15 protein-coding genes are annotated in these 15,323 nt (G+C 64.6%); 5 read left to right on the forward strand and 10 right to left on the reverse strand.

The genetic code is table 11. From position 1 onward, the window contains the following. Positions 1-29: 29 nt before the first annotated feature. Positions 30-1,619, forward strand: coding sequence for a gamma-glutamyltransferase family protein (locus AC1DS6_RS24365; protein WP_477103325.1), 1,590 nt, complete (start codon positions 30-32; stop codon positions 1,617-1,619). Positions 1,620-1,794: 175 nt separating this feature from the next. Here the strand turns inward: AC1DS6_RS24365 and AC1DS6_RS24370 are convergent, their stop codons facing one another. After that, on the reverse strand, positions 1,795-2,808 hold the full coding sequence (locus tag AC1DS6_RS24370; protein WP_477103326.1) for an AraC family transcriptional regulator: 1,014 nt from the start codon (positions 2,806-2,808) through the stop codon (positions 1,795-1,797). A gap of 70 nt (positions 2,809-2,878) precedes the next feature. After that, on the reverse strand, positions 2,879-4,117 hold the full coding sequence (locus AC1DS6_RS24375) for a serine hydrolase domain-containing protein (RefSeq protein ID WP_477103327.1): 1,239 nt from the start codon (positions 4,115-4,117) through the stop codon (positions 2,879-2,881). A 183-nt stretch (positions 4,118-4,300) separates the two neighbouring features. On the opposite strand from AC1DS6_RS24375, the gene AC1DS6_RS24380 reads away from it, so the two are divergent. After that, a complete protein-coding gene (locus AC1DS6_RS24380; protein ID WP_441629419.1) occupies positions 4,301-4,540 on the forward strand; it encodes a hypothetical protein in 240 nt (79 codons plus the stop codon). Positions 4,541-4,724: 184 nt separating this feature from the next. Here the strand turns inward: AC1DS6_RS24380 and AC1DS6_RS24385 are convergent, their stop codons facing one another. From AC1DS6_RS24385 to AC1DS6_RS24420, 8 genes are all read right to left on the reverse strand, one after another. Next, positions 4,725-5,735 (reverse strand): Bug family tripartite tricarboxylate transporter substrate binding protein, encoded by a 1,011-nt coding sequence (locus tag AC1DS6_RS24385; RefSeq protein ID WP_477103328.1) that lies wholly within the window; start codon positions 5,733-5,735, stop codon positions 4,725-4,727. Between the two features lie 86 nt (positions 5,736-5,821). Further along, positions 5,822-6,679: an SDR family NAD(P)-dependent oxidoreductase gene (locus AC1DS6_RS24390; RefSeq protein ID WP_477103329.1), complete on the reverse strand. Its 858-nt coding sequence runs from the start codon at positions 6,677-6,679 to the stop codon at positions 5,822-5,824. After that, on the reverse strand, positions 6,672-7,214 hold the full coding sequence (locus tag AC1DS6_RS24395; RefSeq protein ID WP_441629422.1) for a carboxymuconolactone decarboxylase family protein: 543 nt from the start codon (positions 7,212-7,214) through the stop codon (positions 6,672-6,674). Before AC1DS6_RS24395 ends, AC1DS6_RS24390 begins: the two co-directional genes overlap by 8 nt. Before the next feature lie 74 nt (positions 7,215-7,288). Next, positions 7,289-8,065: a citryl-CoA lyase gene (locus tag AC1DS6_RS24400; RefSeq protein ID WP_441629423.1), complete on the reverse strand. Its 777-nt coding sequence runs from the start codon at positions 8,063-8,065 to the stop codon at positions 7,289-7,291. Further along, positions 8,062-8,781, reverse strand: coding sequence for an SDR family oxidoreductase (locus AC1DS6_RS24405; protein WP_477103330.1), 720 nt, complete (start codon positions 8,779-8,781; stop codon positions 8,062-8,064). Before AC1DS6_RS24405 ends, AC1DS6_RS24400 begins: the two co-directional genes overlap by 4 nt. Then, complete coding sequence (locus tag AC1DS6_RS24410) at positions 8,778-10,334, reverse strand: class I adenylate-forming enzyme family protein (RefSeq protein WP_477103331.1); 1,557 nt, start codon at positions 10,332-10,334, stop codon at positions 8,778-8,780. The genes AC1DS6_RS24405 and AC1DS6_RS24410 overlap by 4 nt, the downstream gene beginning before the upstream one ends. 40 nt (positions 10,335-10,374) lie before the next feature. Beyond that, entirely contained in the window at positions 10,375-11,382 is a 1,008-nt protein-coding gene (locus AC1DS6_RS24415; protein WP_477103332.1) for a Bug family tripartite tricarboxylate transporter substrate binding protein, read from the reverse strand. An 85-nt stretch (positions 11,383-11,467) separates the two neighbouring features. Further along, positions 11,468-12,316: an SDR family NAD(P)-dependent oxidoreductase gene (locus AC1DS6_RS24420; protein WP_477103333.1), complete on the reverse strand. Its 849-nt coding sequence runs from the start codon at positions 12,314-12,316 to the stop codon at positions 11,468-11,470. A gap of 122 nt (positions 12,317-12,438) precedes the next feature. On the opposite strand from AC1DS6_RS24420, the gene AC1DS6_RS24425 reads away from it, so the two are divergent. From AC1DS6_RS24425 to AC1DS6_RS24435, 3 genes are all read left to right on the forward strand, one after another. Next, the gene (locus tag AC1DS6_RS24425) at positions 12,439-13,494 is read left to right on the forward strand and encodes a LacI family DNA-binding transcriptional regulator (protein ID WP_441629428.1); all 1,056 of its coding nucleotides are present in this window, start codon (positions 12,439-12,441) and stop codon (positions 13,492-13,494) included. 111 nt (positions 13,495-13,605) lie between these two features. Continuing rightward, the gene (locus tag AC1DS6_RS24430) at positions 13,606-14,211 is read left to right on the forward strand and encodes a TetR/AcrR family transcriptional regulator (RefSeq protein ID WP_441629429.1); all 606 of its coding nucleotides are present in this window, start codon (positions 13,606-13,608) and stop codon (positions 14,209-14,211) included. A 153-nt stretch (positions 14,212-14,364) separates the two neighbouring features. Further along, entirely contained in the window at positions 14,365-15,177 is an 813-nt protein-coding gene (locus AC1DS6_RS24435; protein WP_477103334.1) for an oxidoreductase, read from the forward strand. Positions 15,178-15,323 lie beyond the last annotated feature (146 nt).

Here is a 15,323-nt window from a genome sequence, read left to right on the forward strand (position 1 = left end):
ATTTTCCCCATCCTACTGAGTCGCTCCTAATGTTGCCTTTCGACTGGTCCTTCCCCTATCCCTCCCAGAAGATGCCGCTGCTTGCCGCCAATGCGGTCAGCACCAGCCAGCCGCTCGCCGCGCAAGCCGGCCTGCGCATGCTGTATGAAGGCGGCAACGCCATCGACAGCGCGATCGCCACGGCGATCGCGCTGACGGTGGTGGAGCCGGTTATGAACGGTATCGGCGGCGACATGTTTGCGCTGGTCTGGCACGAAGGCCAGTTGTACGGCCTCAACTCCAGTGGCCGCGCGCCCGCGCTTTGGACGCCCGAATATTTCGCGGGCCGCGAGAAAATGCCTTCGGTCGGCTGGGATACGGTGACGGTGCCGGGTCAGGTCGCAGGCTGGAAGGCACTGTCCGCCCGCTTCGGCAAGCTGCCGTTCGCGCGCCTGTTCGCACCGGCAATCGAATACGCGGAGCAGGGCTTCATGGTATCGCCGCAGATCGCGCGCCAGTGGGCGGCACAGGTACCTGTGCTGGTCGGCCAGCCTGGCTTTGCCAAGGCCTTCCTGCGTGATGGCAAGGCGCCGCAGGCTGGCGAGCGCTGGCGCTTTCCGGAGCAGGCTGCCACGCTGCAGCGCATTGCCGAAAGCGATGGCGAGAGCTTCTACAAGGGCGAACTGGCCGCGCGTATCGTCGCCTTTGCCGAGGAAACCGGTGGCGCCATCCGTGCCGATGACCTGGCGCAGCACGCGCATAGCTGGGTCACGCCGCTGTCGCAGGATTTCCGCGGCTACACGTTGCACGAGATTCCGCCCAACGGGCAGGGTCTGGCTGCGCTGATCGGGCTCGGCATTCTCGACCGCTTCGACATCGAAAGCATGGGGCGCGACAGCGCGGACTTCTATCATGTCGGCGTTGAAGCGATGAAGCTCGCGTTCGCCGACCTGCATCGCCACGTCTCCGACCCGGCGACGATGCAGCACGATCCCAAGGCATTTCTCGATCCGGCCTATCTGGCCGAGCGCGCCGCGCTGATCGACATGGCACGCGCGAGCACGCCCGGCGCCGGCATGCCCAAGACCGGCGGCACGGTGTACCTGACATCGGCCGATGCGGCCGGTTCGATGGTTTCGTTCATCCAGTCCAACTATCGCGGCTTTGGCTCTGGCGTGGTGGTACCCGGCACCGGCATCTCGCTGCATAACCGTGGCGAAGGCTTCAACCTGACGCCGGGGCACGCCAACTGCGTCGGCCCGCGCAAGCAGCCGATGCATACCATCATCCCCGGCTTCATCACGCGCAATGGCGCGCCGGTGATGTCATTCGGCGTGATGGGCGGTTCCATGCAGGCTCAGGGCCATGTGCAGATGATGGCGCGGCTGGCCGCCTTCGGCCAGAACCCCCAGGCTATGAGCGATGCACCGCGCTTCCGCGTCGAGAACGGCCCCGTGGTCAATGTGGAATCGCATATGCCGGCAGACGTGGTCGCCGCGCTGCGCGCGCGTGGGCACAAGGTCGAGGTGGCGCCGCCAGACAGCCTGGAGTTTGGTTCCGCGCAGTTGATCTACAAGGCGGAGCACGGGTATATCGCTGCGTCGGATTCGCGGCGGGACGGGCAGGCGGTGGGATTCTGAGCGTGATGGCAACCTGCGCTCAGGCTAATTAGCGCAGGTTGCCGCGGATTTCCGCCGACGTGACAGTCACCGCGCTACGACAATGAATCGCGACACCAACATCACCGTTGGTGTCGCGATTTTTGTTTCATGACCAGCGTGGAGGCCACTCAGCCGGCGGCTTTAGCGGCAAGATCTAGTTCCTGATCCCCAGGGTCTGAGAAGGCAGTTCACCAAACCGCTGCTTGTAAACGGCTGCGAACAGGCCGAGATTGACGTAGCCCCAGGCGGCGGCGACAGTGCGAACCGTGGCCCCTTTGCCGGCAAGCAGCAGTTCGGCCCGGACACCCTGAAGCCGTTGCTCGCGCAAGGTATCCATCGGGGTGCATCCACGGTATTCACGGAACGCACCGGTGAGCGTTCGGACGCTTACGCCACTCGCGCGGGCGAGTTCGCTCAGCGTCGGCGCAAGATGCGCGTGTTCCCTGATATGACGCTCCGCCGCCAGGACATGCCGCGGCGCCATGCGGTGTAGCGTGGCCTGACTGGGCTGATCCAGCTGGGCGCGCCATTGCGTCAACAGGTGGATGCCGATCATTTCTTCCAGATGCCGGCCCAGCGGGCTGCCGCCGATTGCATCCGGCATCTCCGTGGTGCAGTTGCAAACATAGGCGAGAAGGGAAATCCAGCTCGAATTGGTGCCGCCAAGGCGAAATTTCTTCGTCCACAGGCTCTCGTCGGCAGGCCGGCCGAACCAGCGCTCATGCAAGGCGGCCAGCGCATCGTGTTCGAAGGTCAGGTTGATCTGCAGGTGGTTCTCGTCAAAGTCCACCCAGTAATGGGTTCGCGAGTTGTCGACCACGAAGGCGTCGCCAACGCCAGTGTCGGCGAAGGCATTCGGCTCGGTCCAGTGTCGCGCCGTCCCGCGCAAGGTGGTCAGGACCATTCCGGTACCCGCCGCGGGTGAAAAATCGGAAATGTGGACCGGGATGCCATACTTGAAGCGGCTTAGCGTGAAGTGCCCGATCCGGGTGGCGTCGAGTACCGAATCAGGGCGGCGCGGCCGCCCTGTTGGCGTGACGCTGTACGGCATGTAGATGCGGTCCGACCATTGACGAATATCGTCCCATTCGCTCGATGCCACCAGGCGGTAACGCGAACTGGCCTGGCCATGGGCATCCGTGACCAGAACGTTTCGTATCGCTTCCATCATAGCCATGCCTCAGGGCGGGACATTTGGACGCGCCGGGCGCGGAAGACCGGCGTGCAGGAGCTGCTTGCTACCTGTGATGGTAAATGGCCGTTTCGAATTCGACAAATCCCGGGTAGGATGCGGCGTCCTGGAACGGCAGGATCTGGGTCGCCCAGTAGCCGCCGATGCCGTTTTGACGGTCGATCCAGAAGAATGAGTTGGCCAGGCCCGCCCACATCAACGAGCCCGCGGGCCGCCCCGTGGGAGCACGTTCCCGATTCGTCATGAAGGAGTATGCCCAGCCCTTATCGGTGCCAGGGAGGAATTCGCCGGTATTGCTCAGCGAGGGGACGGAGGTGGTCCAGCCGCCCACCGCGAGCCCCATGGGTGCCAGGCCGTCCTGGGCCATCAGGTCCACCGTCTCGGGCCTGAGCACGCGTCCGTTCGGGCCGGCACCGTTATTCAGGATCATGCGGATGAATTTCATGTACTCGCCAATGGTCGCGTAAAGACCGTGGCCACCCATGTCCATCGGCGGGGGATCCGGCAGCACCAGATCAGGTAGCGGAGTGAGTTTTCCATCGGCTGCGCGGTCATGGATGGTAACGCGCCGTGCTTTCATCGATTCGCTCATCCGGAAGCCGATGTCCTGCATGCCAAGCGGCGTGAAGATGCGCTCTTTCATCACCTCGCCCAGGCGCTTGCCGCGCTGCTGTTCGACGATGCGGCCCAGCCAGTCGATATTGGCGCCGTAAGTCCATGCGGCCCCCGGCTCGTGCAGCAGCACTGTGCGTATCGAATCGAAGCTGCAGGACATGATTGGCGGGATGTTCCTGGCCGTTCGGTAATTCAGGTCGTTCTCGCTGAAGAACTCATAGCAAAGGCCAGAGGCGTGCAACATCAGGTCGTTCACCGTGATCTTGCGCCCAGGCGCACGGGTACGGGGCTGGCCATTGGCATCAAAGCCATCAAGCACCTGGAGTTCATCGATTTCTGGAACGTACTCGCCAGCGTTGTCGGACAGGGCAATCCTGCCTTCTTCGACCAACTGCATGATGAGTGTGCCGGTCAGGGCCTTGGTCGTCGAAAAGATCGCGAACACCGAATCGGTGGTCATCGGGCTGTCCCGGCCCAGTTCGCGCGTGCCGGTGGCACCTTCATAGAAGTTGCCGTTACGGTCGGTGGCCATGGCCACCACCCCCGGCGCACCGCCATGGCGATGGGTGGCCTGGATCAGCACCTGATCCAGGACGGTCTTCAGTTTCTGTTGCGTCATGTTTTGTCTCCTGATGTTGGGCGGCGCCCTTTCTTTTTGTGCCTGCGTCATGCCGCATCGACTGGAACGCAGGCGAGCCTAATTTACGGGATGGTGCGGTGCGGGCCTGTTCCGATCTGGCAATTGCATGTTCAGGTTCGGCGGAAATTCGCCCGCGATCGCCCTGTGGGCGGAAATTGGCAAGATCAAGGCAGTCAGTGGAAATGACAAAAAAGGGAGGAGTTCCCTTCGGCCATGCTGGCGCCAAAATTGCGGTTATTGCGCTGGGCGAGTGTCGACGAGGAGGGCAAGGCCCGTATCGATATTTTCATGTGCGCGCATCGTCACGCCGCTCACGTCGGCGGCCTTGCCGACTCCGCCTGGAAGGCGGTCGAGGTAAAGGAAGTCCGGTTTCCTTGGACCGAAGATCCAGGAGATGCCGATGCCGGGGTCATGCGGGAGAAGCAAAGCGGCCCGATGAGACCGCAGCGATGAATTGCTGGTAGTCGTGATGTACGGGTAAGAAGGGTAAGCCCGTTTGTGAATTGCACTCTATCAAGTAACAGCGAGAATGACTTAAAGAAGCCGAAGCGGCCGGTTGTGGCCTGAGCCCCCAATATGGGGGCTCAGGCCAAAAGCTGGTGCATTCACCGCGATACTGGAAATGGCCCTTGGCTTCTCAGTCCAAACTGATGCCGTTCGCTTTGGCGATGCCTTGCCAGAGGGACAGGTCGGTGCGTACGGTCTGGGCAAATTGTTCCGCGCTTTTCAATGGCGGATCGATCAGGTTGAGCTGGACGAATCGGTCACGCAGCTCCGGGGCGGACAGGGTGTTCAGGACCTCCCGGTGCACGGCCGCCACCACGCCCGCTGGCGTACCGCGCGGGGCGAACACACCATACCAGGCATCCGTATCGAAACGAAAACCTTGTTCGGTCATGGTCGGCAGATCCGGCAGCGCCGGCCCCCTGTGCGAGCCGGTGATGGCGATGCCGCGCAGCTTTCCGGTCTTGATCAGCGGCACCGAACTGGTGGCGTCGACAAAGGCCACCTTCACCCGCCCGCCCTGCATGTCCTGGTATATCTGGCCGATCGTCTTGTAAGGCACATGCCGGATGTCGAGGCCTTCCTGCCGCTTCAGGTACTCCATCACGAGCTGCCCGGTGGAGCCCGGGCCCCAGGTGGCATAGTCGTACTTGCCGGGATTCGCCTTGACGAGGGCAACGAACTCCTTCAGGTTGCGCGCGGGAAAATCCGGCGAAGCTACCAGATGGATGCCCCCTGAGAAGATCTGCGCCACGGCCACAAGGTCGCGCGTCACATCGAACGGCAGCTTGTGCAGCAGGGCCTGGCTGATGACCGTGGAGGATGAACTGGCGAATAGCAAGGTGTATCCGTCGGGCTGCGCCTTGGCCACCGCGTCCACGCCGATGACGCCATTGGCGCCCGGCCGGTTGTCGACCACGACGGGCTGGCCAAGCGTACGCGACAAGCGCTCGGCAAAGATCCGCGCAATGGTGTCGGGCCCGCTGCCGCCGGCGCTGGGAAGGATCAGGCGAACCGGCCGTGCTGGCCAAGACTGCGCGCTGGCCGGCGCCGCGCCAAGCGCAAGGCCCAGCGCCATGCCAATCGCGGGTGCCAGGGCCAGGAAGCGGCCGAGTCCCAAAGTGTTCCAGCAATTCCGCATCATGTTTGTCTCCTGCGTATTGTTGTGATGACGGGCCTGGCCATGGCACAGCTCAGGCCCGCTTGACCTGTACGACGCTGCGCCAGCCGTCAGGCAGCGGCGCGCACGGCACCGATCGACAGGCCGCCATCGACGATGAGCATCTGTCCGTTGACGTAGGAGGACTCGGTGCTGATCAGGTAGAGCGCGGCATGCGCAACCTCCCAGCCTGTGCCCTGCCGGCCGAACGGCAGTGGACGGGCCGCGCGCGAGGGCCGGGCGCGCGAGGCGTCCCGGCCCATCGGTGTGTCGATCAGTCCTGGTGCCAGCACATTCGCACGCAAGCCGCTGGGCTGGCCGGCGAATGCCACCGCGCGGCCCAGCGCGGTCAAGGCTGCCTTGGAAGTCTCGTAGGCCGGCAGGCCGCTCAGCGGCGAGATCGCCGCCGTGGAGGCCACGAACACGATGGCGCTGCCGGCGGGCATGACGGCGGCGGCCTCCTGGGCGCAGAACATCGGGGCGCGCAGGTTGATGTCCTGGACCCGGTCCCAGTCTTCGGGCGTCTCCGCGCCGAAGCGATTCGGGTTGCCGATCCCGACGTTGACCACCAGGCCATCGAGCCCGCCCAGCGCAGCCGCGGCCTGGGCCACCATGCGCGAGATCTGAGCAGGGTCCGCAACGTCGGCCTGGACCGGCACCGCGCGGCCGTCCTCGCGCAGGATCAGGTCGACCGTATCCTGCGCGGCGCCGGCATCCATATCGGCGCACGCCACGGCGGCGCCCTCGCGGGCGAACAGGATTGACATGGCACGGCCATTGCCGACCGACGGCACCGGATCGACGGTGCGGCGTTGGCCCGCGCCTGCCACCAGGATGCGGCGCCCGGCGAGCCGGCCGTCACGGCGCGGCACGCCAAGCGCGGGTGCAAACAGTTGCTGGTCCGGACGGCTTTCCAGGGATTCAGTCATGACGCAGCTCCAGTTTTTCCAGCGGCGGATTTTCGATATCGACTTCGAGGTTTTCCAGCAGGCGCGACACCAGCATGTAGAAGCCGATGGTTGCCAGCAGCTCGACCATCATTTGTTCGTCCAGGGCCGCCGCAACCTTGGCGTAGAGCGGCGCCGGTGCCTTGACGTCATGCACCACGGCATCGGTGAATGCGATGACAAGGCGCTCAAGTTCGCTGAAGTCTCCGTTGGCATCCGGCTTCAGCACGGCATCGATTTTTTCTTCCGGCACACCGGCGGCGCGCGCCACGCGCCGGTGCTGATGCACTTCGTAACTGGCGCCGCTGAGCGCGCCCACCCGCAGGATGACCAGCTCGCGCAGCGTGGGCGGCAGCGAGGCCTCCGTGAGAATGGCGCGGCCGAGACCGAGGAAGCCGAGCGCGATCTCCGGCGCATGCGGCAGGACCCTGTACAGGTTGAGGGCGGGACGCCCGCGCAGTTGCTCGCCAAGGCGGCCGGGCACGTTGTCCACATCGAAGTAAGGCAGTCTGGCCATGTTGTGTTGTCTCCGTTTCCTGCCGCGCGGCAGGTGATGTCGTGGTGGGAAAAGTGCAAATAGGAGTTGGCCGCCTACGGCAGCACGTTGCGCGGGTCTTGCCGCAAGACCAGGTTCCAAACCTGTTGGCCGACCGGCTGCTCGCGTTCCTCGATCAGGTGGGCGACCAGTCCCGCGCAGCGTCCGATCAGTGCCAGTCCACGGCCGAACAGCGGGTCCAGCCCCATCTCGGCGAGGATGGCGCCGATGGCGCCAGCGGCGTTGAGCGGCAGGACACGGCGCGTACCGTCGCCGCAGGCGTCGCCGAGCGCCAGGGCAAGACGACAGTACTTGCCGTGGAAGCCATTCGCGCTCGCGGTCTCCATCAGGACCGGCACGCGCGGATCACCTTGCGCGTGTATCGGATGGCCGACGCCAGGTATCGGCTTGCCGGCTGACCGGCAGGCGGCGATGATGCGCCGGGCATGCTCTGCAATGGTGGCTGCGTCGGCATCGGCCGCCAGCGACGCACCTTCTTGCAGCAGTAATTCCGCCATGTTCTGCACGGTGCCGAGGAAGCGCTCGCCGGCGCCAAGCAAGCCCGCGGCGACCGCGCCTTGCAAGGATTCCGGCGCGCCCAGCCAGGTCATGCGGGCGCTGATCGCGCTTGGCGTCAGCCCGTGGTCGACCGCGGTCACCAGCAGCGTGTCGATCATCCGCGCCTCAGCGGCGCCGGGGAGGCGCCCGAGCGCAACCAGGCAGAGCGTCTGAACGAAATCCAGCTTGCCGATCACCTCGGTGGCAAGGTCCCGCCCGCGCAGCGTGATGCGATCAGGCGTCGTGTAGCCGATCTCGGTGCGGATGCCGTTCATGCGCTCAGCCCCACGGTGATGCCGCCGCAGACGTGCAGCACCTGTCCGGTGACGAAGGACGCGCGTTCGTCGAGAAAGAACTCGACGGCGTGGACGATATCTTCCGGTTTGCCGAGCCGCCTGACCGGCACGCCATTCACAATGCGCTGCGTCAGCGCATCCTGGGCCGGGTTGACGGAGCCGAACGCCGCCGTGGCGATGGGCCCCGGCGCGACGGCGTTGACGGTGATGCCGTGCGCCGCCAGTTCCAGCGCCCAGGTACGCGTCATGGCGTTCAGGGCGCCCTTGCTGGCCGAATACGCCGTGCGCAGTTCCTTGCCCAGCGCGGCGCGGCTGGAGATATTGACGATGCGGCCGTGGCGCGCCTTTCGCATGGCAGGCACCAACGCCTGGGTGCATTGCAGCGCGGCGCGGACATTGACGGCGATTTGCCTGTCGAAGTCGTCAAGGCCGGTTTCCTCCACGCTCGCCGCCCGCAGGGTCGCCACATTGTTGACGAGGGCAGTGAAGGCATAGCGGGCCGATGCCTCCCCGAGCGCGGCGGCGAGTTGCGCCGGCTCGGCCATGTCGACTTCGACGAAATGCGTCACGCCGGCCTCGGGAGGTGCCACCCGATCGAAGTTCACTACCGTGTGGCCGCGCTCGCGCAGCGTCTTGCACAGGGCCCAGCCGATGCCGCCGGAGCCGCCGGTTACCAGGATATCCGTTAGTGTCATGATGAAAGAGGCTCCTTGCCTTGAGGGTTGTTGCTGGCGTAGTTGCTTGCACTGGCGGCGAGCCGGGTCTTGACCTCGAGCTTCGAGACCTTGCCGTTGGCAGTGAGCGGAAGGGTTTCCACAAAATGAATGCGCTTTGGCGCCTGTACCGAACCCAGGCGCTCCTTGACGAACGCCTGTAGCTCGGCAGCGTTGGCGGTGGCGCCGGCATGCAGTTGCACGGCCGCGTGCACGGCCTCTCCCCAGCGCGGGTCGTCCATGCCGAGCACGGCGCAGCGGCATACCGCGGGATGGGCGCCGAGCGCGTTCTCCACGTCGCTGGGGTACACGTTGAAGCCACCCGTGATAATGACGTCGCGCAACCGGTCTTTCAGGTACAAGTAGCCTTGCGCGTCCAGGTAGCCGCCGTCGCCCGTATGCAGCCAGCCATCGGCCAGTGCCTCGGCGGTCTTGCCGGGCTGGCGCCAGTAGCCGGACATGACGAGGTCGCCGCGCACCACGATCTCGCCGGTTTCGCCAGCCGGCAGCAACTTGCCATCGCGCCCCATGATGGCGAGTTCGGTCAGGCAGGTGGCACGGCCGACGCTGCCGTGGCGGGCGGGATCGCGCAATTCCCCGGCGGGCAGGAAGGCAATGATGCCGGGGGCCTCGGTTTGCCCGAACGAGGTCTCCAGGGTGCCGAAGACATCGATGGCCTGGGCAATCCGGTCTGCGCGCATCGGCGCTGCCGCATAGATCAGGTGCCGCAGCGCGGACCAGTCCCGTTCGCGCACGCCGGGCTCGTCCAGCAAATCGTAGATCAGCGTGGGCGGCATGAACACCGCGGTGATGCGCTCGCGCTCCAACTGGTCGAGCAGGGCGCGCGGCCTGGTCGAATCCGCCAGCACGAGGGTGCCGCCACGCGCGAACACTGGCAGCAGGAACGTGGATGTGCCGTGGGTGATGGAGGCCACGGCGAGATAGCGCTCGTCCTCGCGCAACTGCATCGCGGTGAGGATGGAAACCACCGTGGTGTTCCACGAACGCAGCGACTGCATGACCCCCTTGGGCGCGCCGGTAGTGCCGCCGGTGAACTTGATGGCCTGCGTTTCGCCAAGTTCGCGCTGCACGCGTAGCGGGACGCGGCCGCGCCAGGCAGCGAGCAGCGCGGCAATGCTGTCCGGGCCGGATGCCTGCGGCCCGCAGGCGATCACGCGGGCGCCAGGCGTGATCGTGCCGGATTGGCCGTGGCCGCTGTCTTCCACCACCAGGATGGACGGCTCGGTGAAGTCGACGATGCGGGCCCGTTCGTGGACCGAGGCGCGCGGATTCAGCGGCACCCAGCACTTGCCGGCGGCCAGCGTAGCCAGCAGCGCCACCACATGCTGCACGCTATTGCCGGCGCAGATGCCTACGCGCGATCCGGACGTGGGGTCCAGCGCCTGGAAGGCCGCTGCGAGCGCCAGCACCTTCTGCGTCAGTTCGCCGTAGGTCAGCGATTCTCCGGCGGCCTGCAATGCGATGCGCGCCGGCGTGGCGTTCGCGGTCCTCAGCAGATAGTCGATTGGCTGCATGCTTTCATCCGTTGCGTCTCGTTCATTCCTTTCATTCCTTTCATTCCGCGCGTGCTCCCGATACCTTTACGATCCTTGCCCATTTGCTCATCTCCTCATCGACGAATCTGGTAAATTCCGCTGCGCTCATCGGCGGGCTGCCTGCGTTCCTGTTGGTTCCGAGGTCGGTGCCGGTGTCGGCGCCCATTTCGGCGTAACGCTTGCGCAGCGCCGCGCTTGTCACAGCCTGGCCAACAGCGGCATTGAGCCGGTTCACAATGTCGGGGGGCGTATGTGCCGGCGCGAAGATGCCGCTCCAGTTGCTGACGGAGTAGCCAGGCACGCCGGCCTCGGCAACAGTCGGCACATCCGGGAGCGCGGACGAGCGATGCGCCGAGGTCACGGCGAGCGGGCGTACCAGGCCCTTGGCGATCAACGGCAGCGAGGTGGGCAGGTTGTCGAACATCAACTGCACTCGCCCGCCCATCAGGTCGGTCTGTGCGGGCGAGCCGCCGCGGTAGGGCACGTGCGTCAGTTGCGTGCCGGTCATATGCTCAAAGAGTTCACCGGACATATGAATGCTGCTGCCATTGCCGGACGAGCCCATCATCAACTGGCCCGGGTTGCGCTTGGCCAGCGCGATCAGCTCCTTCACATTGCGCGCCGGCAACGCGGGGTTGACGACCAGTACGTTGGCGCCGGAAGAGACCAGGGCCACAGGCTGGAAGTCTTTCTTCGGGTCGTAGGGAAGGTTGGCGTATAGCGTCTGGTTGATGCCATGGGTGCCGATCGTGCCCAGCAGCAAGGTGTAGCCGTCCGCCGGTGCATTGGCGACGGCGGCCGCGCCGATGTTTCCGCCCGCACCGGCGCGGTTCTCCACCAGCACCGGCTGCCCGAGGCTTTGCGTGAGCTGCTGGCTGAGCAGCCGTCCGAAAATGTCCGCAGTGCCACCGGGCGGGAACGGCACTACCAAGCGAATTGGCCGTGAGGGATAGGTTTCGGCCAGTACCGGCCCCGCCGTGTGCAGGGCGAGCGCGGCCGCGACCGCACAGATCAGTCTGTGAAGCATGGGATGTCTCCGTTGTCGTTGTCATTGCCAGCGGCATGCTCCGGACGGAGCCGCGCCAGGCTTACTGCTCTCCGCCTGGCGGGATTCAGGACGGCGCGGACGCGATACCTGCGCTTAGGCCACCGTCCACGGGAAGTTCCACTGCGTTGATATAGGAGGCTTGCGCCGAGAGTAGAAAGCGCACTGCATGCGCGACCTCCCAGGGCGTGCCTTGCCGCCCGAACGGCAAGGCGGCGGTGCGTCCGGGCCGCGCCCCGGAGGCCGCGCGGCCCATCGGCGTATCGATCAGGCCGAGCATGACCACGTTGGCGCGTATGTGGTTGGGCTGCCCGGCCAGCGCGGTCGCGCGGCACAGGGCACCGAGCGCCGCCTTCGAGGCTTCGTATGCCGGATTCATACCCGCGGGCAGCCTGGCCGCCACTGAAGACACGAATACGATGGCGCCGTGCATGGACATGAGCGGCAGGGCTTGCTGCACGGTCAGCATGTGCGCGCGCAGGTTGACCGCCATCACCTCATCCCAGCTGTCTGCCGTCAGTTCCGCCAGGGGCTCGCGGCGGCTAATGCCTACGTTCAGTACGAGTCCGTCGAGGCCGCCCAGCGCCGTCCGTGCGGCCTGCACCATGCCTTTGATGCCGGCGGCGCTGGCCACGTCGGCCGGGATGGCCACCGCGCCGCCGTCCCGCGCACTGCGTACGGTGAGTTCCGCTGCCTCGGTACTCTTGTCCGCGCAGGCGATGCTGGCGCCAGCGCGGGACAGGGTCATGCAGATGGCGCGTCCGTTGTTGACCGGATTTCCGGCATCGGCCGAAGGGAGTTGTCCGCCACCGACGACGAGGATGCGTCGGCCGCCCAGCGACCCACACGTGGTCTCGTCCGCAAGGTCGGCGCCGGGGGGCGCGGCTGCGGGGCGCGAAGGACGGTCTGGTTGCATTGGATAGTTTGGCGCTGTTTAAGTTGATGTTTGGGGAAATGTGAAAACGATTTCCGTTTGTGCTAACTTATCAGGCAACAAATTTGGCGTCCAACTGTGGAACGTTTTCATTAGGGAAGACCATGACGCAAAGGATTTCCGTCAGGGATGTGGCTGAGGCGGCGGGGGTTTCCATCGGCAGCGTGTCGCGTGTGCTGAACGGCACCGGCTATGCCAGCCAGGCGCTGCGAGCCCGGGTGCACGCGGCCGTGGAGGCACTGAACTATGAGCCCAGCTTTGCCGCCCGCCATCTGCGCACCGGGCGCAGCAAGACGGTCGGCTATCTGGTTTCGAATATCGGCAACCCGCTGCTTGCGGCGCATTTCAGCGAAGTCGAGAAGCATATGCAGGCCGCCGGGTACTCCATGTTGGTCGGCAATACACTGGACCAGCCACGGCGCGACCGCGAACTGGTTGCGCTGTTCGAGACCCGCCGGCTGGAGGGCATCATTGCCGCGCCGAGCCTGGAGAGCGCGGACCCCGCCGACAGCCTGTTCAGCGGCTGCAGCCTGCCGGTGGTGATTCTGGATCGGGAAACGCCTCTGCCAATGGATGCGGTCTATCTGGACCATCGTAGCGGTGTGAAGCAGGCGATGGCGTATCTCATTTCATTGGGTCACCGCCGCATCGCGCTTTTCGGGCCCGGCGAGCACATTCGTCCAGGGCGCGAAAAGCTGCTCGGCTACCGGGATGGGCTTGCGGAGGCGGGTTTGGTGTTCGACCCCGCATTAGTCTGCATGTCACGCTCGGCGATCGATTCGTCACGCACCCAAATGGCGGCCATGCTCGCTCTTTCCGCGCCCCCCACTGCAATCATCGGTCTAGGAACGCGCCTGCTCTCCGGAGCCATTTATGTTGCGCGCAAGGCGGGGCTGGATATTCCCAGAGACCTTTCGGTGATCGGCATCGGTACGCCGGAGACGCTTGAGTTGATGTATCCCCCGCTAACCACTTTACGCTTTGACATCGAGCGCGCCGCGGAGGCTGCCGCCCATCTGATGCTTGACCGGTTGGCCGGGGAGGGGGTGAGAGAGCCACGTATCGTGAGTGTGCCGCTTGACCTGGTTTTGGGTGAGTCGTGCGCAAAGGCGGCGTTCGGGCAGGACAGTGGGATTGCGCATGCGCCTGTGTCGGAATAAGCGAAGTCTTTAGGGGGCGGGAACTCGGACGTCCCCATACTTGCAACACAAGCGGTGCGCCAGTTGTTCGGCACCAGGGAAATCGCAGCACGCGCGGCGCGAAAATTTAGTATGATGGACGTCATGCCAAATATGAAAGCCAACGCTAGATACGCCGCCAAGGAAGCGTCGCACGAACGCATCGTGGCCGCGGCTGCCCGGGCTATCCGCCGAAGTGGTTATGACGGCACTGGCGTCGCCGACATCATGAAAGAGGCCGGTCTGACGCACGGAGCCTTCTATGCGCATTTCCCCTCGCGCGAAGCCATGCTGGCGGAAGCCGCGGATCGGGCGTGCGCGGAGTCCGCTGCGGTAGCGGCAGATGTCGTTGCCGGCGTCCCACCCGGGAAAGCCTTGGAGGCTGTGCTTTGCGCCTATCTCTCAAAGGACCACGTCGAGCAGATGGAGCTTGGATGCCCCTTGGCCGCGCTGGGCTCAGAAACACCGCGACAGGCGCCCGAAGTACGCCGAACGGTGACTCAACACACCAAGGCGATGATTGATCTGCTCGCCCGCCAGTCGCCTGACTGGGGACAGCCCGGTGCTCATGAACAAGCACTAGTGACCATCGCCACCATGGTTGGTGCTTTGCTGCTGGCTCGTGCAGTCGACGAGCCAGCTCTGTCGGACCGTCTGCGCGAGGCTGCGCTGAAGCACCTGGTCCCCCCTGGAATCTAACCCCCCGGATTCATGCCGCCTTCTCGCTCGCCGTTACATATGATGATCATAATGCGAAATGACCATGGTGCGCCTCTCGGGTGCCACGTTGAATGGCGTCGCATCGTGCATGCCGACGCGTTACCGGATCGCACAAACTGACGGAGAAATTTCATGAACAAACGCGGCAAGATTGCCCTCGTTACGGGGGCCTCCTCAGGTATCGGCCACGCCACCGCGGAGCGGCTCGCGAAGGCTGGCTACAGGGTGTTCGGTACCAGTAGGCGCATAGGCACTACCGGTCAGCGAGCGTTCGAGATGCTGCTTCTCGATGTAACCAAGGACGAATCCGTCGATGCGGCCGTCCAAAAGGTGATGGAGCGCGAAGGCCGTATTGATCTACTCGTCAACAACGCCGGGTTCGGGGTCGCTCCAGCGGGTGCGGAAGAGAGCTCGCTGGAGCAGGCCCGGTCGATATTCGATACGAACTTCTTTGGGATAGTCCGGATGACCCGGGCTGTCGTGCCACATATGCGCCGCCAAAGGGAAGGGCGCATCATCAATATCGGCTCCGTGCTTGGTTTCCTGCCGATGCCCTACATGGCGCTGTATTCCGCCACCAAGCACGCAGTCGCGGGCTATTCGGAATCGCTCGACCATGAACTGCGCACGATGGGTATTCGCGTCTCGGTGGTCGAACCTGCCTACATCAATACGCCCTTCGATGCGAATCTGATGAAACCTGACGCCCCGCTCGATGTGTATCGCGATATTCGCGAGGGCGTGGAGAGACGGGTGAAGGAAGTTCTCGTTGGCGCGGACGGGCCTGAAGTGGTAGCCGAGGTCGTGTTGAAGGCAGCCATGGCAACGCATCCAAAGATTCACTACGCCCCCGGCATCGCAAGCCGCATGCGACTGCTGCGCAGGTTCGCGCCGGCTAGCGTGCTGGATGCGGGGGTTCGAAAAGATCTGCGGCTCGAAGCATAGGCGGTAAGCCGCGTCGCCCGCTGTTTCTCACAAATCCCAATTTGAAAGAAGACGATGACATTCCAGGCGCTGCTCGCAAGCAAGACAGGTGACAAGATTTCAACCAGCGTGCTGGGCCGCTCGCAAACCTGGATGCGCCAGGAATG

Source organism: Cupriavidus sp. 05L310 (genome assembly GCF_056398185.1).